The sequence below is a fragment of the Komagataeibacter xylinus genome, assembly GCF_009834365.1.
GTDB classification, from domain to species: Bacteria; Pseudomonadota; Alphaproteobacteria; order Acetobacterales; family Acetobacteraceae; genus Komagataeibacter; species Komagataeibacter xylinus_D.
The window spans coordinates 2,905,361-2,927,919 of the sequence record NZ_CP041348.1 but is presented as its reverse complement, the minus strand read 5'-3'; the positions used below and the strand labels follow the sequence as shown (position 1 = coordinate 2,927,919).

Genomic DNA, 22,559 nt, shown 5'->3' with positions numbered 1-22,559 from the left:
CTTCAATAGAATTACATAAATTGTTTTTTTATGCAGGAAACAAGGCCATTAAAAGATATTTTTTACCAATATATTCTAAAAATATTACTTCCATACCCATTTACCAACCACGCGCCCATTGATCACGAGGTCAGAGGCATCGACCTCATCCACCGGATAGGTCGGGTTAACGCTGATGATGCGGATGCGCGGCGGGCGGGAATTGGGCACCAGCATCAACTGCTTTATGACCACGCCCATGCCGTTCCACAGTACATACACGCCATCAGGCGAGGGGATGCGGTGGCCCGTATCGACCAGCACGCGATCACCCGCCACGAATTCCGGCTCCATGGAATTGCCCGCCACGCGGATGATGGCAAGTCCTCCGGTATCCGGCAGGTAATTGCGAATGAAATCACGCGGGATGCGCCATGAATCCAACGTGGGGTGGCTCTCGCCCTCGCCTGCGGCCGTATGGTCCACAATAGCGCCCGCTCCGGCCTGGGGCGAAATGTCGTATTCATGCACGGTCACCGCACCATCCTCGTTATGCACCGGCATGCTCGCGCGTTCGGCGCGGCTTATGCTCTCGTTCAGGTCCGTGGCGCCAGGCACGATGCCGCACAGGGCCCAGACTTCCGATGCGGCAATGGGTGGGTCGCCACGATCAGTCAGCAGGGGGACCAGTTTGCGCACCAGTTCAACAGGAATGAAGTCTTTTTTCAGCTTGTTCTCATAAAAAGCATAGCTGGAAAACCGCTCTCCCATGCCCACGTCGCGTGCCAGCGCCCGTACGGTATAACCCGCCCGCTCCCGCAGGGCCTTGAGCCGGGAGGCTGCGGCACCCGCCCCGCCACCGTTGCCACCACGCAGCAGATCGCTTGCGGTGCAGCCCAGCACGGCGGCCACTTTTTCCAGCCGGTCGCCTCCGGGATTGCGGGATTTGCCGCGCAGGATATCATGCACGTAGGTCTCGTTCAGCCCGGCCAGATCGGCCAGACGTTTTTTATTGAGGTTAAGCCGTTCCATGCGGCGTTCAATCTCGGCGGCGGCGGGGGAGCGTATCTCATCCATAATGGGAAATATCCCACATTATTAGCACAAAGGGTAGAGGGGATATATCCCATTATAATAAATTAATAGGAAGTGTCCCATTTCCGTAAATTGCCTGCATTCCTGAATGATGATGCATCGGTGGGGCCAGCCACGAACCTTGCCAGCGGTACATCACGCGAAAGGATGCCCTACTGCAGGCCATGATGCAGATGCACCCCGGCAAGATGGTGCCCACGGCCAACGACTTCGCATATAGTGCATGACGGGAATACGGACTACAAGCTTGTCATTACGCTCAGTGCACGGAGCAATATCACATCCAGCGATGAAGGGCCGGGCCTGTCTGGCCCATCATGGGGCCTTGTGCTCGTTTGATGTCATGAATGCTCACCGCATGCTTTAAGGCATGCTTACCGGCGGCCTGAGGACTGGCATGAACGATGTGGCGGGCAGTAAAATTGTCTGCCTGCACATTGTGGCGATAATATGACTTTGTTGCACAAAGTCGTACAGGAATTGCCATGCCCACTCCGCGCGCTCCCTTTTCACCAGCGCCTGTCCATGCTGCCGCCGTGCTGCGGGCTGAACGCCGTGCCCGGTTGCACGCGCGCGATATCGCAGCAGGCCTGAAACCGGACATGGGGGCCGATGGCCCCGCAGCGCTGATGCGCCCGGTGGAGCAGACCCGCGTGCAACTCACACCCGGAGCACGCCCGCACACCGTGCGCCGCCTGACGGATACATGCGAACTCGACCGGCTGTTTTATCGCGTCAATGCTGCCCTGAGCGCCGAGCAGCATGCGGTTGGGCTGCGCTTCAGGACCTGCTGGCGGCGTTGTACACGCACAGGCCGGCTGGTGCAGCGTTACAGCCCGCAAGCCGGACAGGGCAGGGGCATGCTGGAAGAAACCGAAACCAGCATAAACGCACGGCACGCCATTGACCGTGCGCTGGCCCTGCTTACGCCTGCCCGGGCGCGTGTGGTCTGCGCCGTATGCGGCCTGGATGAACATCCTGGCACCCGCATCCGTACCCTGCACAGGGCGCTTGACATGTTGCATGAACAGTGGCGATGAGATGGTGTTCTGGTATTGAAATATATTTTTAAAACAATGTTCTGATAAAAAGTAAAAGCTTTTAAAAAGTAAAAGCTTTGATGTGCCGCTTTTTCAAAGTGGCTATCTTTAAAGCCTTGCAGAAAACTTGACCGGACCCACCTTATTGCCTATCCGATCCTCGCCAGATCGGTTGCCGGAGCAGGTCGACCTGGCGCCCCGCAATCCTGATACAACCTTCAAGCATCCGTTGCCTTCTCCCATGCATGACAGGGGCGAGTATGACATGATATGTCTGGAACATGAAAACCACCGGCCTCTGTCTTGCCCTGCTTTCCGCCGTGCTGTTTGGCGCAAGCACGCCCCTTGCCAAGCTGCTGCTTGGCGACATGTCGGCCCAGATGGCAGCGGGCCTGCTCTATCTTGGTTCCGGCATAGGGCTGGCAATGGTGCTCGGCGCACGTGCAGCCTTGCGGCTGCCCACGCATGATGAAGCTCCCCTGGCGCGCCGAGACCTGCCATGGCTGCTTGGCGTGATCGCCACAGGCGGCGTGGCTGGCCCGCTGCTGCTCATGCTTGGCCTTGAGCGCACGGATGCGGCGAGCGCCTCGTTGCTGCTCAATGTCGAGAGTATTGCAACGCTGCTGATTGCATGGGTGGTGTTTCGTGAAAATGTTGATCGCAGGCTGCTGTTTGGCGCTGCGTGCATCGTGCTGGGTGCGGGCGTGCTGTCATGGCAGGGTCATGCTGTGCTGGCACCGGGGGCGCTTTACATCATTGCCGCATGCGTGTGCTGGGGCATTGACAACAACCTCAGCAATCGTCTTTCGGCAGTCGATCCGGTGCGGATCGCCATGCTCAAGGGCATTGTGGCGGGCAGCGTCAACCTGCTCGCAGCCTTTGGCCTGCAACACGCGCACCTGCCGGGAGCAGCGCTGGTGGCAGGTGCGGCGGCCGTTGGGTTTCTGGGTTATGGGGTCAGCCTTGTCGCCTTCATGCTGGGGCTGCGCCATCTGGGCGCGGCACGTACGGGGGCATATTTTGCGCTGGCTCCTTTTGTGGGTGCGGTGGTGTCGCTTGCGTTGTTCCCCGCACAGGGCGTGGCCCGGCTGCTTGTGGCAGCAGTGCTCATGGGCATCGGGCTATGGCTGCACCTGACCGAACGCCACGACCACCTGCATGTGCATGAGGAAATGGCCCATACCCATCGCCATGTGCATGACGCGCACCACCAGCACGACCACGGCCCCGATGATCCGCCGGGGGAGCCGCACACCCACTACCACGTGCATACGCGGCTTGAGCACAGCCACCCTCATTATCCCGACCTGCATCACTGCCACGATCATGACCATGAGGAAGGGCACAGCCACGCGGCCTGACAGGAAAAGACACCGGTCATGACCCTGCCTGATGCGTCGCGCATGCAGCCTTCCTTCCATATGCCACCCTGCGCGAGGCAGGGAAAAGCTTTCAGGCAGGGCAGCCTGTGGCTTCAGCCCCGACAACGTGATGGAACAGCACGCGGCGCTGAACTGGCTGACCGGCTTCGATAACATTCCCGATACGGCGCAGGATGATATCGATACGCCGACCTGAACAGGCCGTGCCCGTGCCCCGCCCATGCAGGGGTGCCGGATTGACAGGTTTCGCGTGCCGAACGTAACCTGAACGCCGCCACAGCCAGCAAGGACGGCGCAATGGATCAGTATGAAGTTGGGGATGACGCGGATCAGCCCTACTGGCTCAGCATGCCGCCGCAGGACTTCACGGCGCTTGTCGACTTCATCATGCCGGAAATAGAAGCCAGGCTGGGGCGCGATGGCGTTTTTGCTCCCCTGGGCGCGCTGATGGCACGCGAACCCTATCGTGGCGCCATTGAACTGTTTGACGCACCAATGCCGGATAAAAAGGACGGCAACGTTCAGCTTGACCATCTCAAACAGGCCCTGCGCGACAGGGTGGCCCGCAGCTACCAGCGCGCGGCGATGGTGGCGGCCAACTGCACCGTGCTGTTGCCCGGTAGCGGCAAGCAGGCCGAGGCTGCCGTGCTCATGTGCACGCATCGCGATGGCACGGCGGCGAATTACGTCTATCCCTATACCATAACCAACGGCCGGGTCACATTCGCGCCGCTTGAGATGGCGGAAGGCACGCAGGACATCTTCGCGCCCATCCGCCTGCGTCCGTGGATACGCGAGAGCTGCCCGCCGCGCCCGGTTGGCTACAGGGTAGGGATGTTCCTGTTCCATGGCATTGATCGGGCAGAGGTGCTGCACCGCATGCACCTTTCCGATACTGGCAATACAGAGGCAGACCGCCCGGCACCCGCCGCTGTTGCCAGCCTGCCTGATGGATGGACGGTTATATGGTTCAATGACCCTGCCGCAGCCCTTCATCATGTTACTCGGATGCAGGCCTATGCGGCGGGGTGCACAGCCATTTCCCTGTTTGTCGACGAACCGGATTATATGACGGAAGCCACCGGCTATGCCAACGGATCACAATTGTGGACTGTGCGCCATGTTGGTACGTCGCGCACCCGCTCGTTGCCCGGTGGTCCGCATGACCTGCACATCACCGGTACACCGCCTGCGCAACTCGATGTCATTGTGACCAATATGCAGAAGGAAGAAGCGGATAGCGGCTACCTGCCGGATATGATCGATTTCTACTTCGATATACCGGTAGAACTGGTTTATGCATTGACCGGTTTTCGATACTGCCAGCGGGAATATGATAGTGAGTGCGTGACTTTTAACACGCTCTTGCCATCTGTGCCACAAGGCTGAGTCCTGTATCAGGTTGCTGTGTGTGATGCGATCTATGCTTATCGAGCATTGATTCAGTCTGGCACATTATTACATTTTCCAATGCAGGGATGCGTATCTCCTGTTAATACACCGCGCTGTGCGGTTTTACGCCACACAGGAAAATTGTTGCCTGCACGGTTTTTAGGTATAAGAAACATATCCTGACAGTTCTGTATCTATTCTGTCTACGCAAGATTGCGCCGGTCGTGGTATAAACACAAAAAACACATCAGCGAAAAACATCCTGCACAAAATAATATAGTCCATTTTTACGTATATGTGCAGGACCAGACATACCACCTTGTTCAGGATAAGGATTTTCTGGAAACTGTATTTGCTGCCTGCGCGGTTTTTCAGCATAAAGATCCTATCATGACAGACCCACGCCCGACACCGCTCCCGCGGTTTCCGGGCGTCATGCACTTACGGAGAAACAGCATGCCCGAACACGCAGCCACGGGCACGCGGCGCAGCACCTATAGCCGCAGGCTGGCCGACGAAATCTGCCTGCGCCTGGCTGATGGGCAGAGCCTGCGTGCCATCTGTGCTGATCCGGCCCTGCCGCACCGCGCTACCATATTGCGCTGGCTGCGCGATAACCCGGCCTTTCGTGTGCTCTATGATACCGCGCGTGAAGCCGCGGCCGACACGCTGGCCGAAGAGATCATAGCCATTGCTGACCGCGCTACGGGGCGGGAGGATGTACCAGCCATAAAACTGCGCATGGAGGCCCGCATGTGGGTAGCAACACGTCTGCGCCCATCGGGCTCCAACACGCGGGGCGAGGGGACAGGTGGTATTGCCATTACCATCACGACTGATGACGCAGCCCTTTAGCCTCACCCCCGACCAGCATGCCGCCAACCGGCTGCTGGGGGGCGGGGCCACCCATATCCTGCTGCGCGGCGGCGCGCGGTCGGGCAAGACATTCGTGCTGGTGCGCGCGGTAGTCATTCGCGCGCTCCGGGCAGCGGGCACGCGGCATGGCATATTCCGCCACAGGTTCAACGCCTTGCGGGCCACCATTGTGGCCGACACATTTCCTACCGTCATGCGTCGGTGTTTTCCCGCCGTGCCGTGGCAACTCTCGCGCACCGACTGGAGCGTGACACTGCCCAATGGCTCACTCATCATGTTTGGCGGCCTGGATGACGAGGAACGGACTGAAAAGATACTGGGGCTGGAATTCGCCACTGTCTACCTTAACGAAGCCAGTCAGGTCGCTTATGGCGCGCGCAACATGCTGCTTACAAGGCTGGCGCAGAAATCACCCCTGGCGCTGAAGGAATATATCGATGCCAATCCGCCCACCACCGCGCACTGGCTTTACCGCGTGTTTGAATCCGGTATCGAGCCTTCATCGGGCCAGCCCCTGCCAGACCCTGCGTGCTACGCCACCATGCAGCTCAACCCTGAGGGTAACCGGGCCAATCTCTCGGCAGAGTATCTGGCGCAACTCGCGGCCCTGCCGGAGCGTGAACGCAGGCGCTTTGTGGAAGGAGAATACCAGCAGGCTGTCGATGGCGCCTTGTGGCGACTGGAGAATTTTCGCCGTGACGCTGCAATAACACCTGCAACCCGCCGCCATATAGGCACGCAGATGCGGCGGATCGTGGTGGCGGTTGACCCCTCAGGCTGCGCCGGGCCGGAAGATACCCGCTCCGATGAAATTGGCATCATCGTATGCGGGGTGGATGGTGCGGGGTGTGGCCATGTGCTGGCCGACCTGTCGCGCCGCGACACGCCTGCGGGCTGGGCACGGGCCGCCCTGCAGGCGCAGGCCGACTGGGCAGCCGAGCGCATTGTAGCCGAACACAATTTTGGCGGCGCACTGGTTGAGGCCACCCTGCGCGGACTGAACCCGAATGCCGCTTTGCGCATGGTCACCGCCAGCCGGGGCAAGGCGGCACGCGCCGAGCCGGTGGCGGCGTTATACGAACAGGGCCGCGTGACCCATCATGGCATTTACCCGGAACTCGAGGAACAGCTCTGTCAGTTTTCAGCCAGTGGTTACCATGGCCCCCATTCCCCCGACCGGGCAGATGCGCTGGTCTGGGCGCTGACCGACCTTATGCTGTGCGCACCGCCTGCCGCCCCCGCGCGCTGGGCCCCCACGCGCTTCAACCTCGGGCGCTAGAAAGCCTGGGCGCATGTGGCGCTGGATACCGTGCCAGACCAGTACATTCCTGAATACTTCAGGGATCACCTTTATAAATCCTGTTTTCTGCCTGAATACTGTTCATGCTCCATTTACGGGCAAACATGACAGCGCAGCTTCACCCTATGCCGGAGATAACCAATTCATGGACTGGCAGGAACTCAAGCGAACATACCCCCGTGACCCGGACCTGCCCGCACGGACCCATGCGCTTGCTGCACTCGCGCGCGTGCTTGAAGGAACGCAATATGATGCCATACCCAACCCGTTTGGCACCGAATATAACGGGGCAGGGGAATACATACCCCTAGGCCAGCGCCGCCCGTCGGTGCGTACCAATATGTGCCGCGCGGTGGTGGATGATGCAGTATCGCTCCTGTTTGGCGCCAGTCACTGGCCCGCCACGGTTGCCACCGATCCCGCACTGCCCGGTATTCTGGCGCAGTTCGGGGCGGAGACCGCGCTGCCAGCCCTCATGCTTGATGCCGCTACGCGTGGGGCGACCGGATCGGTTGCCGTGCTGATCGAAGCCGTTGCACGCCGCCTGCGCGTGCAGGTGCATGATACCCGCTACCTCACCCCGCAATGGGATGGCGCGGGCCTCCTTGCCTCGGTGACCGAGTGCTTCAAGGTGACGGGCGCCACGCTGGCAGCCCAGGGCTGGCCCATCGCCGCAGGGGACGCTGCCACCATTTTCTGGTGGCTGCGCGTGTGGGACCGGGCGGACTGCCATGTTTATGTGCCCCAGCGTGTCGATGCCGGCCTGCCCACCCGGCTTGATGGCACACGCAGCACCCATCACGGTCTGGGCTTTGTGCCGTGGGTGTGGATGGCCAATCTGGCAGCACCGGGCACGGTGGATGGTCCATGCACCTTTGCCCCGGCCATTGATACGGTTATCGAGTGCGATTACCTGCTCTCACAATCCGGGCGGGGTCTCAAATACAGTGCCGACCCCCGGCTTGTCATCCGCGCGGGGCCGGACCCTTATGCCGATGGCACGCCCACCAGCACTGGCGGTGCATCAGCCGCCCTGACCCTGCCGCTTGATGGTGATGCCAAGCTGCTCGAAATCAACGGTGATGCCGCAGGTGCGATGCGCGACCATTACCGTGAACTGCGTGCCAGCGTGATGGAGCAGATCCATGGCAACCGCGCTCAGGCTGACCGCCTTGCCGCCCCGACATCGGGCCGGGCGATGGAAATGCTCTATCAGCCCCTTTTGTGGCTCGTGGACCGCATGCGTCTTTCATATGGCGAATACGGTCTGCTGGCGCTGTACCGCATGGTCTGCGCGTTTTCGCATGTGTTGGAAGGCGGCGTGCATATTGGCGGACAGGATTACGCCAGGCTGGACGCAACCGGGCTTGCGCTGCAGTGGCCGCCCTATTTTGCCGATACGGCTATATAAAACGGGGAATAAATTACTGATATTCCCCGCCTTATCTTTACTCCATAATCTGTGATTACCCGCTTTTTTACCCGCTTTTTTTGTTTTCTTCGGCTGCCAGTTTGTCGGTTAATTCGTTCTTGGGCTCTTCAGCCTTTTTATCCCCATCAGGCTCCGGCTTTTCTGATTCAGGCGGGGGCGTCTGGACCTCTCTCTGAGTTTTCTCGACATGGTCCGCCGTGATCTGGGTCGGCTGTACGGGGGCTGCCTCGGCATCTGCAGGCTTCTCATCTTCCTCTTCCACCCCCACCGAGTTTGCCACGTCGCCCACCTTGCTGTGCATGTGCGGTGCATTGAGTGCTTCATTTCTGGCAATCCGCTTGGCATGGGCTTCATGGATCAGGGCATTGAGGGGCCTGTATTCGTCCACCGTCGGGGCACGGCCCGACAGGATGGCGGGGCGAAGCACGGGCCAGACCTGGGCGAAGGTCGCGCCGGTGCCGGCCAGACGGGCCATGACATCCTGGAAGGTGCTGTCGGCAGCATAATTGTGGGGCATGGGATCGTTCCTTTCAGATGGTGTTAGCGTCTTCATCACGCATGACCGACAGGCGCCGCAGGCCATCGCGCAGGATGCGGTTATCGCGCGCCAGGTAGGGTAGGCCGTGGCGGTCATAGGCGAGATCGAGATCGGGATCGAAGGCGGCCTCACGCAGGATATCCTTGCGGTCGAGGTAGAACCGCTTGCGCTTGGGGCCGTGGAAGCCATGCGAAAGCATGCCGGACACCACGCCGATATCCTGCCGCACGTGCTCATCGCACAGGGCGGCAAACTGCTGCAGGCGCCGCGTGCAGCTGGGCGACGGGTAGGTGTCGGATGTGTCGAGCAGTCCGGCAAAGGCCATGGCGGATATGTAATCGGCCGAGCCCGTCACCAGCCAGTCGGGCAGCCCACCGATGGCGTCATAGACATCAGCCCGGAAAGCCCATGCATACCCGTAATGCTGGCGCCAGTCGCGGCGCCGGCCGCCCTTGAGCATCCAGCCGGGCGTGGGCTGACCCAGGCCATAGTCATTTGGGGTGACGCGGATATCACCCGCAGCCCAGGCGGCGCAGAAGGAACGGTCCATGATACGGCCGTTCTCATCCTCGACCGGGTTTTCATCCGGGCCGAGGTCGACCGAGTAGGACCATGGCTGGCCCACGCGATGAACCTGCAGCATGTCGAGCGTGGCGCGTGCCCAGTCAGGGCGCTGGAAGAACACGTCGGCATCGATCTGGGCGATGTAGCGGGCGGAATCGGGCAGACGCTGCCGCCCGTAGCGGATCAGCCCTTCCTTGAGCCAGTTTTCCTGCCGGTCGGACCCGCGCACCTGGAACAGCCGGGCGTGCCGGAAGGCATCATCATCGGCCGAGAGGGCAAAACCACGCTCGCCAATGACGTGCTCGACCACGGTGAGGCTGACTCCACTGTCGAGCATGTGGGGAATGAAGCGGCGGAGCAGGCGCTCGCGCGATTTCCAGCCGCGATTGTTGGAGAAGACACAGATGACGTGCAGGTCGGATGATTGCATCAGGGCACCGGGATGGAGAAATGGGTCAGGGAGCAGGAGGGCCGAGGCGATCAGCAATGCTGCGCCTGCGCCTGGCGGACATGATCAGGGAAAGGGCGACGGCTACGATCTGGCTGGCAATCGCGCCGCCTGCGAATACCAGCAGGTCATGCATGGCCATGACCCCAGCATTCACTGACAAAGCGCCACATGATGGCCCCAAGCGAAATGGCGGCTCCCGCCGCCATTCCACCGGCGAAGATCGCCAGAGATTTCATGATGCCTGGATCGCGGCATTGGCGGCCGCGCACTTGGCTGCCAGGGCGTCCATCGCGGCCGTGGTGGGGCCGGTCTTGCTCAGGGTGGCCTCGATCGCCTCTTTCACATCCGTGTAGACCTCGGGGCCGTATTTCTCGACCAGGCCGGCGATGGTGGTGGCTGCGCCAAGGATGGCGCTGATTTCCGCAGCGGTCATATCAGTTTCCCGTCGTGGTGGTTGTCGTGGTTGTGGTCGCGGGCACCAGGTCGGTGCAGGCTGCGGGCACGGTGCCGGCCTGCACGCCGGTCCAGCAGGTCTGGAAGCTGGCAAAGTCGGTCTCCAGACCTGATACGGCGGTCGAGGTCAGGGAGCTGCCCTTGTCGATCTGCGTCTGGAGCGCGCTGATCTCGTTATAGACGCTCTGGCTGGCTTTCTTGATCAGGGCCTTGTCGGTATCGGACAGGGTAATGCCCGGCACCTTGCCAGCCATGACATCGGGCATGGGGTCAGCCAGGACGTAATAGGCACTCTCCAGATCATTGACCGACTGCCTGAGCTTGACCTGCGTGGTTGAGCCGCAGGCCGTGAGCACCAGGCCTGCGCCCACAAGGCAGGCAAGGGCAGCCACACTCATGCCGGTCGGCCGACTGGGCGCGCTTGCAGGAGGCGTGGGCTTGGGCAATGCCAGCGTGCCATCGGTCAGCAGGTGCGGGGCCGTAGCGCGGATGACCTGCATGGCAGCCGGCCCGACATCCCTGTGCGTGGCCAGCGCGCTTACCACCGCGACCAGGGCCGGATTCGCGGCCGTGTCGGATGTGGTGTCATTGAGCAGGAGCGGCACGGATGCAGCCAGCAGCGCCACGGCCGCACCCTGCGGAATGACATTGAACCAGGTGGCGACAACGGTGCCAGCCACGATGGCAAAGAAAAACAGGGTGGAGGGCTGCCGCAGCCATGCGGATGCCGATTTGGGGTTCATGGGGCGATCCTTCACGTTGCATCGATCGCGGCCTGGAACAGGACGCGGTTGGCCCCGGCGTTCGCGGCGCCCAGGGCGGAGTTGTAAAACTGCTTGTGGTAGGCAGAGAGCGCGGCCGCATCGGCAGCGTTTGGCAACGGAGCATCCGCGCGGAGCACCCGCACGCGCGCCATGGCGCAGGCATAGCGCAGATTGGAAACCAGTTGCATGAAGCTGGGATCGGGCGACATCAGCGCGCGTATACGGCCCGCAAGCTGGGCCTGCTCCGGAGTATTGAGGCAGGCCCAGCAGTCCGCTTCCGCAGCCGGTTCCATTGCCCACAGTCCCAACGCCGGCCCATTGAGCTGGCGCAGATAGGCACTCCGGCTTTCGGCCAGCGCGATACCAGTCATGAGATTGACAGCAGCCGATCCATCCAGCCGGATGTCTGTGAGGGTGGGCTGAACAATGTCATATTTGAGCTGCCCGACATCCAGACCGGTGACAACCGTCATGATCATGAAGCACCTGCCGCCAGGTGCTTGAGCAGCATGATCAGGCCTGCGCCAGCGCTGGACCCGAAGAAGCCAAACACCAGAACGATGCCCCGGATGGTCCCTTTCTTCAGGGTGTTCTCATCCCGCATGCTCGACAGGTTGTTGTTCAACGTGGTGAGCTGGGCCGCCACACCATGCTCGAACTTGGTGCGGCTTTCCCGGTCGAGGTCGAATTTTGTTTCCATCACAGTCATCCTTCGATCCAGCGAAAGAAGACTGATCTGCTGTTCCTGCCCCGGCGGTTCAGGAGGTGACATTTCCATAGGGCAGTCCCTTGTGCACGATCAGATTACGAGCATCAGGGATGGCAGATGGGCGGCATGCCCGTACAGAGCGAACTGCCAGGCGCGCCGTTATTCAAGGCATCAGGTATTCGGGGTGCCGTTTATGGTAATTGTTCCGGCGGGGAAGGTCAGGGCAGGCGCAGTCAGATCGCCGGGCGCGACAGCTGGCGCGATATTGGAAATGGGCAGCGTGAAGATGCCGGCAATGGTGCGACCCTGCGCCGTGGTGAGGGCGATGCGGACCTTGTAGCGCAGAGTGGCAACACCACCAGACAGGCCGAGGGTGACAATACCGTTGACGAACACGGCCCATTCAATCGAGAGGCCTGTGGCCGGAGCAACCGATACATCGTCAACCGCGATCTTGCTGATCGTGTCGTTACAGTCCGCAAGCCAGGCGGTGTAATCCACGCTATAATCGAGCGCGTCATCTGCTGCCTTGTCGGGCCAGGCGCGCGGGAATGGCCTGACCGAGACGCCTCGCAGCGCGCAGTCACCCGGTAAGTGGAACGGGATCGTGCGGGCGCGACTGGCGATCCACGCGCTGGTCACGATAATGCCCCGTTGCTGACCGCTGGCGTAATGCCGAGCGCCTGGTCAATCTGCGCGGTCGTGAGATGGCCGGGGCCGTTCTCGATGGTCGTGATGCCGCCGATCAGGGCCGCCATCGTGGCCGGGTCGTTCAGGTCCAGCACGGTATCGGCCTGCACGCCCATGTGGCGGCACAGCGTGGTGATGTAGGCGGTGGTCTCGTTTTCGGTGGAGGGCGCATAGACCGAGATGATGCTGGCCACCGTGGTCAGGCCGCGCTGCCCGTAGCGCAGAAGCTGCGCCCGGAGCGCCTGTATGCCGTCCGCCATGGTCGGGAAGGCCGCAAATCGTGGCTCGGACACGCCGGTTTCAAGGTGCGCGCCGGGCTGGTGGGCAAAGTTCAGGTTGCCGGGGTTGTTGTTGCGGATGCCGCGCGGGGTCATGTCGTTGCTCCTGTGGTCGTGGTGGCCGTCATCACATCCGTGGGCTGGGCAGGCAGGGTGGTGCTGGTGGTGTCGGTGCCGCTGGCGATCGCGTTGATCGCCAGCACATAGGCCTTCATGTCAGCGGTGAAGGTCGCGCCCATCGCGGCGGCGAGATTGGCCTGCTGTTGTATCCACGCCTGCGCACTGGTGGCCTGCGTCTTCAGCGGCACGACAGCAGCGGGCGGCGTATAGGCAACGATTGCGCCGTTCTGAATGCCCTGTCCTGTCGTCTGCCGCGCTGTCCATTGCGCTGCCGTGAGCGCTATCTGCGACAGATCGGACGTCCACCAGGATGGTTTCACATCATCCGGCATCAGGGATAAATCAACCCATGCGAGAACAGGAGATGGGGCAGCAACTGCGGGATTATAAACGGCCCAGTAACGGCTGCTCGAAAATACTTCTTTCCATGACATATCAATATCCCTCGACAGTAACCTGGACATCCACAGTTTCTGACCATGCCTGGCTCGCCAGATTATCCGCAAAAACTTCAACCTGACTGATTGAGCCTTCTACGGAGAGTATGTTCACGGCAGGAACAAGGATGACCTTGCCATTAGTTCCATTCAGCGCATTCCCTGTGCCGGATATGATCGCCGTCGAGAGCGCCACCGGCAATGTGACGACGAGACTGCTGGAACCTTGGCCTTTCGGCAACGTGACCGTGAATACCTGCTTTATAAGCTTACCCGTCCTCTCAATAAAAACAGCACCTGACTGTATTATTGAGGACTGGACGTAGTCATATGTATTCCCATCGCTTCCGGTTACACTGAGGCTACCGTCGCTCCCTACCTGAATGTCTGTGACGCGGACATCCGTGGAGCCTGCCGCCAGCACCGACCCGATGTAGCGCGCCTCGGCCACCTTCGCGCTCAGGGCTTCCTGCGTGGTGAAATCCACCACGTCAGGCACCAGAACCTTGCCCGACCCGCTCAGGTCGAATGTGCCGGTGGAGAGCCGGAACGTGCCCTGGTTGGCCGTGCCCGGCGTGCCGCCCGTTACGGTCAGGGTCGCGTCAGGCGTGGCATCACCCGTGGCAGGTGGCCCTGCCGACCAGAACCGGTGCGTCACCGTGCCCGCAGCGGTCTTGCTGCCCCAGTCCATATCGCCGGTGACGTTGCCGCCGCCCAGCGAGAGATAGCCCGCCAGCGCCGTGGTCAGGGCGCCGGTGGTCACGTAGCCGTCCAGCGCCGTCGTGGTCAGCAGGCCGACCGTGGTGGTGCCGTAGGTGAAGGCAGGCCCCTTGAGGGCTGCGGAATAGTAGAGCACGCCACCCGCCACATCGCCCGTGGCCAGCACGCCGGGAGAGCCGAGCACGGCGCCCGAGGCGGCCCCTTTAGCAAGGGCCTGGATGGCGAGCAGTAGCTGACCGTTATTGGTCTTGTCGGGCGTCAGGCCGCCGCCTTTGACAGCCGCCTCCAGTTCTCCCTGCACCATGTTGAGCCACCAGTCGGGCACCAGCGTGGCGGGGAGCGAGGCGGACGGATTGCCATTGGTGAAATAGCCCGGCGTGAGGCCGGATGCTGATGGGACTGCGGGCGGTGACGACGCGGCAGTCGGGTCGTCTATGCGATAGACCATGATGAATTATCCGTATGCAAACATGACAATGGTGTGGGCCTGCACGCGGGCGCGGATCTCGCACTCCAGGACGGCATTGCCCCAGTTGGCCAGCGCATCGCCCGCATAGGACTGGCCGGCCGCGAAGCGGGTGACGGTGGTTTGTAGCGCATTGACCTGCCACGCATAGGCCCAGGCCGTGCCGCAGCAGGGCTGGCCTGCACGCAGGGCACCGGCACGGGCAGCCGCGAACTCGGTAATGGTGATGTTGTAACCCAGCGTCTTGGCGAACTGGACGTAATAAGGGATCGATGCGCCACCACTATCGGTCAGGCGCGCTACGACCTGGGCGCGGCGCTCCTCGATGGTGGGGCTCTCGCCCGCGCAGGGATCGGGCAGGCCGAGGGAAGCTTCCCATTCCGGCAATACGCTGGTGGTGGTCGAAGGAAAGACATCAGGCACAAGGTTGCGCGCGGCCGCGATGAAGCGGGCAGGCGCGGGCATGAAGCCGGAGAGCGTGACATGCATGACCGTGTCGGTACCGCGTGGCCAGGCGCGGCCCCGGTAGAGCGTGCGCTTGAACGCGGCCAGCAGCTGATCGGCCGAGTAGGAGGGAATAGCCATCAGGCTGGCACCACAGCGCCAACGGATGGCAGGCTGCCGACCGGGATATCGGTCGGCCCGGCGGGCGAGACCATGGTAAAGGATGCGCCTGTAGAAAGCAGGGCATCCTCGATATCGCTCTGGGCCAGCGTCATGCCCAGAGGCGTACCTTCGCGGTAGAACAGATCGGCCAGGGCGGTTTCCATGGCTGTGATCTGGGCAGTCGTGTTGGGCGAGAGGTTCCTGACCGTGACATCGATCGGGCAGGGCGTTGGCGCACAGGCGATGACCAGCGCCGTGGCGGGGCGCTGGGGATAGATGGCATCGGCCACCGTAAGCTGGTCGCCCGTGGCAGGTGCATACCGTGTTTCATCGGCAGCGCCGCCATCGGTGCCCTGCGGGTATCCACCGTTGGCCGCCTCGGCATCATCCATCATGAAATACACCACGACGGTGCCGGGGCCGAAGCCGTTGGGATTGCACCACGCGCGGGTGACGCCGGCTACATCCTCGGCCCATTCCACGTAATCGTCCTGCCGGCCGCCACCCGCGCGCGAGGCGTAGGCTGCGAGCACGCGGGTGCGGTATTCGCTGTCGGTTTCCATATCGGCGCCACCGGTAAACGCCGCCAGGGCGACGCCCTGCGCTGGCAGACCGGAGATAGCCGTGAGCAGGCTGAAGGCGATGCCGGCATCACAGTTCCCGGTCGCACCGGTGGTCTGGCAGGTGACGGGAGCGGACAGGGTGCCGGTAGCATCAGCCGCGGCATCCGCTGTGGTGATGTAGTCCAGCCCATCCGCCCGCATGATGACGGTGCCCATGGGCAGCGGCTTTTGTGGGGTTGCGCCGGTGAACTGAACGGTGCCGGTGGCGGCTGTTGCATCCTTGCGCAGGATCTCGCGCATGGCGCCCCAGCCATCGAGCGCTTCATCCGTTGCGGTGAACGGGACGGCCTGCCGGTAGCATGAGGCAAGAAAATCATAATTGCCCCATGTCAGGTTGGCGAAGCACCAGGTCAGGGCGCGCAGGACCGAGCGCGGAAAAAGTGCGCGGCCCTGCGTGATATTGGTTGCAACAATATCATTGAGGCCCTGCGCCTGCAGGTCAGAAAGGGTTGGCTGTTGATAGGGCATTGCGCGTGGTGTCCCTCCACGCCCACGCATACTGGAAGGACAGGGGGCTGCCATCGGGCTTTGTCAGCTGGATGCGGATATTCAAGGAATTGGCGTTCAGCCACGATGTCCGCACCGTGATGGCACCCACGATGCCGGCATCGATCATCCATTGCAGGGCCTGCTCGCATATGGTGCGGGCATGGGTGAGCAGGCCATTACCAGACTTTTTCGCGCCCTCGATCGTCCAGAGCAGGGAGCCCATCTGGAAGCTTTCCATCCCATCGATCCAGCAGCCCCGCAGGTCGTTCGTGCCGTCGGGGATGACAGTGCCGCTGGGGGCAGGCGCATCGGTGAACAAGCTGAACAGGACCGCGGTCTCCAGATCCGCATCCGTGTCGAGGTCGCCATTGGTGATGACCCAGTCGCATTCCATGCGCGTATTGTCATAGACAAGGCGGATATCGGTCATGACTGGGGCTTACCCGTATTGGCGGAGCCGGCCTGTACACCGCCATGGACGTGGTCGGAGAGCTTGATTCCTCCCGTGGTGATGAAGTCATCTGCCGTGACGGTGCCGCCATCCACGATAACGTTGCCGGATGCGGGCTTGATGTAGACATCCCCGTTTTCCCTGCACAGGATCAGGCTGCCGTTGACCATATTGGCGATGCCGGATTCACCCGGTTTCGCGCCTTTGTAGCGATAGGCCTGATGGTTGTGGCCCGTGACAATGCTGTCGGTGCGTTTGCCACCAGTGCAGGTCAGTACGACATCCGCCCCTACTGGCGGGCAGCTGATCAGGCCATAGGCTATGATGACCTGCCGCCCATCAAGCGTTTCATATTCATTGAGGCCGACCTGCACCAACTGGACATTGCCGCTGTCGTTTGGTGCGGACGAGGTGCGGCCTATACCGAACAGGCGCGAGAGAAGATGACGCATCAGGCCTGTTCCCCGCCGGCTTCCTGCAGGGCCTGATCAACCTGCCAGTCAAACGGGGTCTGGACAGCAGGCTCGACCGACATGCCCTCTGGTGGCATCAGGTTCAATTCGGCCGTGGTGCCTGTCTCGGCACTCTTGGAGAAGGTGACATCCGTGATCAGCCATGTCTTGCCGGGCAGCTTGAGGCTGGGCAGATGCACGGGGGCGAGGGTATTCGGTGTCCAGAGCTTACCGTTCTTGTCATGCCATGAATCACAGGAAAGCCGCACGGACTGCGAGCGGCCCCGCCGGCGCTGGAGTTCCCATTTCGCCCGTAGCTCGGCGAGGAACTGGCCATTATAGCTCTGCTCACTGATGACAAAGAAAGGCCGATAGCGGGGCACGCCAGGGTCGAGCACCGGGGTGAACTCGTTCCCTGCATTAGGGTTATCGAAATCGTTGAAGTTCTGCACGCTGAACAGCACGGGCAGATAGGTACTGAAGCGTTCATCCATGCGGAAGGAGACGCCGGCTTCCATCACATTCACACCCTCGGCAAAGCCGCTGGCATGCTGGTCTGTGCCGACAGAGGACAGGACGAGATTGCCGTCGGCATCATCATAGACCATGACCGCCATATAGCGGGCACATTCCTCGATCAGCTGATAGGGGGTCTCGCCGAGATTTACGTTAAAGAACTGGATGATGCGGTCACCGGCTGTAGACGGGAGCGTGATGTTTTTTGTCACCACATCGATCCCGTAGGGCGCACAGAGCTGCCTGGCCAGCTGCACCAGATCACAGTTGCCCAGCTGGCCACCTGGAACAACGGCGTGGGTATCGACCAGGTCGGAACAGCGCGAGCGCCCGACAATGCGGACCTGATGGTCCTGGCCAACGCTGATTTCATACACGTCGACATAGCCATCGATCACCTTCACGTCGCCGATGGAGAGCTTGCAGGCATCGCCGGGGCGGATGTCGATCTTGCTGGTGTCGAGGTATTTCTCGGTCAGGCCGATATCGAAATCTGACGGGCAGCGCTCGGCCCCTCGGGTGATGCGGATTTCCTGCCAGCCCTGCCATTTCTGGTTGCCGATGGTGAGGCTGACTTCGGTGTTGATGTCGGGCAGGTCGCCGCCTGCCAGGGCGTTGATGAGGTTCATTGGTCGAGGGCCTCGAACTGCATGGGCATGAACAGGGGATGGGCGCACGATGCGCGGGCGATCAGGTCGCGGGTACGGGTCGGGTCGCGGTAAAGACGCCAGGCCAGCGCGATGGCCGGCATGCAGGCGTTGAAGCTAAAGGTTTCGATATGGCCCAGCTGGGCGCCGCGCTCGCTCAGATCCTGCACCACGGTGGTACGCAGGTCGCGCAATGCGCTGTAGGCCATGCTGTTTGCGCTGTCGGCCGCCGCGATGATTTCCGTATCGATCAGGTTGATGATCATGACCAGCATGGCCTGCGCCTGTTCCGCGCTGTCGGGCTGGGCAGCCTCGATCGCCTCGGCCAGGCCGATGATGGCGGACAGGCGCAGGGCTGCGCCCAGCGCGGTACGCACCAGCGCGACATCAGCACCGATCGGGGCCGTGGTGTTCATAACCGTGGGCGTGTAGCCGGCCAGCGTGGAGAGCACACGCATCTGGTCCACCGGGCTGATCGTGGCCGAGCGGATGGCGGTGACAACGCTGCGGGCTGCCGTGGCGCATGTGGCGGGATCTGACACGACGGACAGGGCAGCGGTGGACAGGCTGCCCACGGCTGCATCGATCGCGGTGCGGGAGGTGACCACGGCTGCGCGCTGGCTGGCAACAGTGGCGCCTGCCGGTGCCGGCGTGGCGAGACTGCCCCCGGCATAGCGCCCGTTATAGCTGGTCAGGCCCGAGGTTTCATTGGCGATGGCACCCGGATCGCGGCCTGCCGCGCTGGCACCTGCACCCCAGGCACTCGCCACGTTCTGGGCGCCAAGGCCGATGCAGGGCGCTGCGGACGAGATGCTGGAGAGCTGAGTGGCGAGTATGTCCGCCACGGCAATAACGGCCCCTGCCACGGCCACAAGGATCGCGCTCTGGGTGTTGATGAGCAGGTTGGGATACAGGCGCGATCCCGCCTGCATCAGCACCATTTCGAACTGCACCTCGCGCTGGGCCATGCCGCTGTCGCGCAGGGTGATGGGCTCGACCAGGCTACATTGCACCGGGCCGAGCGAGGGATGGATGAGCAGCCCGGGCCCTTCAAGCTCGCATGCGGCCAGAAGGGCGGCGCGCTGGAGGTAGACATCATCACCGACCAGGCGCCCGGACAGTGTCAGGACACGCGGCGCGCGGCCCATGTCCTCGATCCAGGGATCATCGCGGTAGGGATATTGGTGAACGGCAGCCCTGCGGCCGCCAGTGACGCCGCCGTCACGCACAAGGAAGGGAACGCCGCGCCAGATCGCAGGAATGAACAGGTCGATTACGGACATTACATTGTCTCGGTTGGCATTGCTGTGGATATTTTGGGCGCTGGGCCGCCGCCGGCCATGCGTGCGCCTTTGACGCTGACGCGTGCGCCCTGGGGATGGCCATCGTTATGCACGCGCAGGTCAATGGTCATGCGGCGGGAGAAGTCGTTCCAGCTACTGCCCTGTGCACTCCCATCGCTTTTGGCGCTGCCATTCATGCGCCTGGCGGAACTGGTCAGGGCGTTGATGGACTGGACGTAATTCTGCGTTTCATCCGGCAGGCCTGACGGGTCGCCCGTGGCGGCGTATCGCTTCACGCCCGCATTGAAGGGGCCAGCATTATAGGCCGCTTCAGCGGCATTGTAGTTGCCGTGGAAAAGGTCAAGCATCTGCCTGAAATAGCGTGCGCCCCCGTCCAGATTGCCCTGCCAGCTGTAACCAGGCGCGTGGATATCGTCAGGCAGTCCCAGGCCGGCAGCCGTTTTCGGCATGAGCTGGGCAGGCCCGAATGCGCCAGCGGGCGATACGCGGTCGTAGCCACCTCCCTCTGTCTGGAGCAGGCTGGTAAAGCGGTCAGGATCGAGGCCATATTTTGCAGCGGCCAGACGTGCCTGAGCCGCAATGTCCTTATTCAGCGTGCTGCCATGAATGGTCGTATCGTTACTGGCCAGATGATCGCCGCCGGTAAAAACGTTGTTCCATATATCATAGGCCAGCCCTGCCATGGCCACGCCGCCCAGGGCGCGGCCACCCCAGCGCAGTCCGGTGCGGCCATAGCGGCCGAGGCGCGACAGGATGCCGGTGCCGCCTGCCGCTGCTGCAGCAGCAGCACTTCCGCCACCAGATGCGGCAGCGCCTGCGGCATCTGCCAGATCTGCCGCGCTACTGGCAGCACGCATGGCCTTGATCGCTGCGGTCACCTGCACGATGCGGGCCATCATCATGCCCAGACCAAACATGACCCTTGTGATCAGCAACGCCATAATGACCTTGCCGACATCCTTGGCGGTTTCCTTCCAGCCGCCGAGGCTTTTGGCAACATCCTGGGCATCATCGGCAATCTGGCCGATTTCGTCGCCGACCTGTTGCCAGTTTATGGACATGAGCCATTTGGCGAAGGTCTGCACGGCCTGCCCGATGCGGGCTGCTATTGCCTCGCGGTTCTTGGCGATAAGGTTGGTGAACCAGTCGAGCAGCGACTTGAGACCGGGGCCTGCCTGTTCGGCAATGGAATAGGCAAGGCCACGGGTCGCCATGCCTAGGCGCGTCTGGGCCAGCTGCAGATCATAGGCGGCCTGCACGCCTTTCTGGTTGGTTACGCCCAGGTAGCGGGAATCCGCCTCCAGCTGCTGCATGCCTTTGGAGCCGCGACGGAGATAGGGGAGCAGTTCTTCGCCCGCTGCGCCGAGCAGCTGGGTGGCAACACGGGCCTGCAATGTCGGTTCGCGGATGCGGGCGATCTTGTCCGCCAGTTCGGGCAGCACATCCGTGACGCTGCGCACACCGCCACGCATGCTGCCGATATTGATCCGCAGCTGCCGGAAATACAGCAGGGCTTCGTTATTACGGCCGCCGATGGCGTCGACCATGTTGTCGTGCAGTGAGCGCAGGCCCGTAGTCATGGAGCCTGCGGATGCCCCGGCTTCCTCGGCAGCGCCCTGGAGGGCCTGCAATTTCTGGGGCATGATGCCGATGCGCTGGGCGTCGAAGCCCAGCCTTGTGCCGAACTGCGCCCAGGCCGTGGTGAGCTTGTACAGCCCGGCTAGGGAGGCAGCCCCCGTGAGGATGCCCATAGGCTCGACGATCTTGAGCAGGGAGCCTGCCACCTGCAGGCCGGCACGCGACCAGTCGCGGAAGGCACCGGCCACGCGGCGCACGCCAGTGGCATCCATGAAACGGCCAAACGCCCCCCGGAATTTCCTGACGGGGGCGTTCATGGCGTTGATGCGCTTGGTGATGTCGTTCATCCTCGCGCTGGCCTTGTCGACAGCGGAGATGGTGATGGTAAATCCGCCAGCCATTATTCGCGCTCGCTTTCAGTCTGTCTTTTGATTTCCTCCAGCCACCACACCATCTCCGTGGGCGTCAGGGATTGTGATTCCTGTGCTGACCAGCCGAGCCGCCGTGACAGGAAGACGGTCAGTTCTCGCCAGTCTCCTGGCCAGCTTCTATGAAAGATTGGAGGTATCGGGTTGCTTCATTGATGACGCTGATGGGGAACAGGTCGCGCACATCGCTGAACGGGATGCCCGCATTCTGTGAGACCAGCGTGAGCGAATACATGCGCAGGTCTGCCGGGCCGATGGTGGCGCCCTTGAGGTGCTTTTCGGCATTGAGCACCTGGCCACCGGTGGGCTCAGACAGGTTCAGTTCGGTATAGGTGGCGCCGGAGCGGCTTGTGACCGGCTCCGGCAGTTCGATGGTCTTTACCGGTTCAGGGGGTGCGGGGTGCTTGGTCATGATGTTGTGGTCTCCGTAACGCTCACGCCTTCAAAGGTGACTTCCATGGTGGCTTCGACGGTGTTGACCTCGATCGCTTCCGTGCACCACATGCCCGAACCGCCAACAGTCTTGCCGTTGGCAAGGACGAGCTGGACTTCCTCGTCCACCATCTCGCTGAAATCGCCCACCGTCATGCCGCCCGCATCACGTATGGACAGGACAATGCGGGCCTGCTGCGGCATTTCGGAATAGCCATGAATGCCGTTCTGGCCCTTGAGGGTTTCGCGCACCCATTTGGTGGGGCTGTAGCGGGTTTCGGTAATGTCGTAGGACACACCGTTGATAAATCCTTCCGCGACACCTGCGCGGCGCATATTTGCCATTG

General features: G+C 61.9%; 28 protein-coding genes. 6 read left to right on the top strand and 22 right to left on the bottom strand.

Annotated features, from left to right (window positions below; all coding sequences use genetic code 11):
- Positions 1 to 84: 84 nt before the first annotated feature.
- Together FMA36_RS14135 and FMA36_RS14130 are read right to left on the bottom strand one after the other, a co-directional pair.
- Positions 85 to 1,056: a helix-turn-helix domain-containing protein gene (locus tag FMA36_RS14135; RefSeq protein WP_159262956.1), complete on the bottom strand. Its 972-nt coding sequence runs from the start codon at positions 1,054 to 1,056 to the stop codon at positions 85 to 87.
- 295 nt (positions 1,057 to 1,351) lie between these two features.
- Positions 1,352 to 1,561: a hypothetical protein gene (locus FMA36_RS14130; protein WP_159262955.1), complete on the bottom strand. Its 210-nt coding sequence runs from the start codon at positions 1,559 to 1,561 to the stop codon at positions 1,352 to 1,354.
- Here FMA36_RS14130 and FMA36_RS14125 point away from each other — a divergent pair.
- The 6 genes from FMA36_RS14125 to FMA36_RS14100 all read left to right on the top strand — a co-directional run bounded on the left by FMA36_RS14125 (position 1,560) and on the right by FMA36_RS14100 (position 8,475).
- A complete protein-coding gene (locus FMA36_RS14125) occupies positions 1,560 to 2,114 on the top strand; it encodes a hypothetical protein (protein WP_159262954.1) in 555 nt (184 codons plus the stop codon). The genes FMA36_RS14130 and FMA36_RS14125 overlap by 2 nt on opposite strands.
- 281 nt (positions 2,115 to 2,395) lie before the next feature.
- On the top strand, positions 2,396 to 3,475 hold the full coding sequence (locus FMA36_RS14120) for a DMT family transporter (protein WP_159262953.1): 1,080 nt from the start codon (positions 2,396 to 2,398) through the stop codon (positions 3,473 to 3,475).
- A gap of 318 nt (positions 3,476 to 3,793) precedes the next feature.
- Positions 3,794 to 4,885 (top strand): hypothetical protein, encoded by a 1,092-nt coding sequence (locus tag FMA36_RS14115; RefSeq protein ID WP_159262952.1) that lies wholly within the window; start codon positions 3,794 to 3,796, stop codon positions 4,883 to 4,885.
- 459 nt (positions 4,886 to 5,344) lie between these two features.
- On the top strand, positions 5,345 to 5,743 hold the full coding sequence (locus tag FMA36_RS14110; RefSeq protein ID WP_159262951.1) for a terminase small subunit-like protein: 399 nt from the start codon (positions 5,345 to 5,347) through the stop codon (positions 5,741 to 5,743).
- Positions 5,727 to 7,043: a phage terminase large subunit gene (locus tag FMA36_RS14105; RefSeq protein ID WP_159262950.1), complete on the top strand. Its 1,317-nt coding sequence runs from the start codon at positions 5,727 to 5,729 to the stop codon at positions 7,041 to 7,043. Before FMA36_RS14110 ends, FMA36_RS14105 begins: the two co-directional genes overlap by 17 nt.
- A gap of 166 nt (positions 7,044 to 7,209) precedes the next feature.
- On the top strand, positions 7,210 to 8,475 hold the full coding sequence (locus FMA36_RS14100) for a portal protein (protein WP_240906379.1): 1,266 nt from the start codon (positions 7,210 to 7,212) through the stop codon (positions 8,473 to 8,475).
- Between the two features lie 67 nt (positions 8,476 to 8,542).
- Here the strand turns inward: FMA36_RS14100 and FMA36_RS19310 are convergent, their stop codons facing one another.
- From FMA36_RS19310 to FMA36_RS14005, 20 genes are all read right to left on the bottom strand, one after another.
- Entirely contained in the window at positions 8,543 to 9,013 is a 471-nt protein-coding gene (locus tag FMA36_RS19310) for a hypothetical protein (protein ID WP_206065109.1), read from the bottom strand.
- Positions 9,014 to 9,026: 13 nt separating this feature from the next.
- Positions 9,027 to 10,028: a hypothetical protein gene (locus FMA36_RS14090; RefSeq protein WP_159262949.1), complete on the bottom strand. Its 1,002-nt coding sequence runs from the start codon at positions 10,026 to 10,028 to the stop codon at positions 9,027 to 9,029.
- Between the two features lie 25 nt (positions 10,029 to 10,053).
- Positions 10,054 to 10,188 carry a hypothetical protein gene (locus tag FMA36_RS19765; RefSeq protein ID WP_276612583.1) on the bottom strand — a complete coding sequence of 45 codons (135 nt, stop codon included), beginning with the start codon at positions 10,186 to 10,188 and terminating at the stop codon, positions 10,054 to 10,056.
- 93 nt (positions 10,189 to 10,281) lie between these two features.
- Positions 10,282 to 10,482, bottom strand: a complete 201-nt coding sequence (locus FMA36_RS14085; RefSeq protein ID WP_159262948.1) for a hypothetical protein — start codon at positions 10,480 to 10,482, stop codon at positions 10,282 to 10,284.
- Position 10,483: 1 nt separating this feature from the next.
- Positions 10,484 to 11,245 (bottom strand): hypothetical protein, encoded by a 762-nt coding sequence (locus tag FMA36_RS19515; RefSeq protein WP_240906378.1) that lies wholly within the window; start codon positions 11,243 to 11,245, stop codon positions 10,484 to 10,486.
- An 11-nt stretch (positions 11,246 to 11,256) separates the two neighbouring features.
- Positions 11,257 to 11,739 (bottom strand): hypothetical protein, encoded by a 483-nt coding sequence (locus FMA36_RS14075; protein WP_240906377.1) that lies wholly within the window; start codon positions 11,737 to 11,739, stop codon positions 11,257 to 11,259.
- Between the two features lie 2 nt (positions 11,740 to 11,741).
- Positions 11,742 to 11,966 carry a hypothetical protein gene (locus FMA36_RS14070; protein WP_240906376.1) on the bottom strand — a complete coding sequence of 75 codons (225 nt, stop codon included), beginning with the start codon at positions 11,964 to 11,966 and terminating at the stop codon, positions 11,742 to 11,744.
- Between the two features lie 180 nt (positions 11,967 to 12,146).
- Entirely contained in the window at positions 12,147 to 12,617 is a 471-nt protein-coding gene (locus tag FMA36_RS14065) for a phage fiber-tail adaptor protein (protein WP_159262945.1), read from the bottom strand.
- Positions 12,614 to 13,039 (bottom strand): structural protein, encoded by a 426-nt coding sequence (locus FMA36_RS14060; RefSeq protein WP_159262944.1) that lies wholly within the window; start codon positions 13,037 to 13,039, stop codon positions 12,614 to 12,616. The genes FMA36_RS14065 and FMA36_RS14060 overlap by 4 nt, the downstream gene beginning before the upstream one ends.
- Positions 13,036 to 13,395: a DUF3047 domain-containing protein gene (locus FMA36_RS14055; RefSeq protein ID WP_159262943.1), complete on the bottom strand. Its 360-nt coding sequence runs from the start codon at positions 13,393 to 13,395 to the stop codon at positions 13,036 to 13,038. The genes FMA36_RS14060 and FMA36_RS14055 overlap by 4 nt, the downstream gene beginning before the upstream one ends.
- 103 nt (positions 13,396 to 13,498) lie before the next feature.
- Entirely contained in the window at positions 13,499 to 14,668 is a 1,170-nt protein-coding gene (locus FMA36_RS14050; protein WP_159262942.1) for a hypothetical protein, read from the bottom strand.
- A 6-nt stretch (positions 14,669 to 14,674) separates the two neighbouring features.
- Positions 14,675 to 15,271: a YmfQ family protein gene (locus tag FMA36_RS14045; protein ID WP_159262941.1), complete on the bottom strand. Its 597-nt coding sequence runs from the start codon at positions 15,269 to 15,271 to the stop codon at positions 14,675 to 14,677.
- Complete coding sequence (locus tag FMA36_RS14040; RefSeq protein ID WP_159262940.1) at positions 15,271 to 16,383, bottom strand: baseplate J/gp47 family protein; 1,113 nt, start codon at positions 16,381 to 16,383, stop codon at positions 15,271 to 15,273. Before FMA36_RS14040 ends, FMA36_RS14045 begins: the two co-directional genes overlap by 1 nt.
- Positions 16,355 to 16,834: a phage GP46 family protein gene (locus FMA36_RS14035; RefSeq protein ID WP_159262939.1), complete on the bottom strand. Its 480-nt coding sequence runs from the start codon at positions 16,832 to 16,834 to the stop codon at positions 16,355 to 16,357. The genes FMA36_RS14040 and FMA36_RS14035 overlap by 29 nt, the downstream gene beginning before the upstream one ends.
- Positions 16,831 to 17,307 (bottom strand): phage baseplate assembly protein domain-containing protein, encoded by a 477-nt coding sequence (locus FMA36_RS14030; RefSeq protein ID WP_159262938.1) that lies wholly within the window; start codon positions 17,305 to 17,307, stop codon positions 16,831 to 16,833. Before FMA36_RS14030 ends, FMA36_RS14035 begins: the two co-directional genes overlap by 4 nt.
- Positions 17,307 to 18,452: a phage baseplate assembly protein gene (locus FMA36_RS14025; protein WP_159262937.1), complete on the bottom strand. Its 1,146-nt coding sequence runs from the start codon at positions 18,450 to 18,452 to the stop codon at positions 17,307 to 17,309. Before FMA36_RS14025 ends, FMA36_RS14030 begins: the two co-directional genes overlap by 1 nt.
- Complete coding sequence (locus FMA36_RS14020; protein ID WP_159262936.1) at positions 18,449 to 19,753, bottom strand: DNA circularization protein; 1,305 nt, start codon at positions 19,751 to 19,753, stop codon at positions 18,449 to 18,451. The genes FMA36_RS14025 and FMA36_RS14020 overlap by 4 nt, the downstream gene beginning before the upstream one ends.
- Positions 19,753 to 21,753: a lytic transglycosylase domain-containing protein gene (locus FMA36_RS14015; RefSeq protein WP_159262935.1), complete on the bottom strand. Its 2,001-nt coding sequence runs from the start codon at positions 21,751 to 21,753 to the stop codon at positions 19,753 to 19,755. Before FMA36_RS14015 ends, FMA36_RS14020 begins: the two co-directional genes overlap by 1 nt.
- A gap of 118 nt (positions 21,754 to 21,871) precedes the next feature.
- On the bottom strand, positions 21,872 to 22,192 hold the full coding sequence (locus tag FMA36_RS14010; RefSeq protein ID WP_159262934.1) for a phage tail assembly protein: 321 nt from the start codon (positions 22,190 to 22,192) through the stop codon (positions 21,872 to 21,874).
- A complete protein-coding gene (locus FMA36_RS14005; RefSeq protein WP_159262933.1) occupies positions 22,189 to 22,557 on the bottom strand; it encodes a phage tail tube protein in 369 nt (122 codons plus the stop codon). The genes FMA36_RS14010 and FMA36_RS14005 overlap by 4 nt, the downstream gene beginning before the upstream one ends.
- Between the last annotated feature and the right edge of the window lie 2 nt (positions 22,558 to 22,559).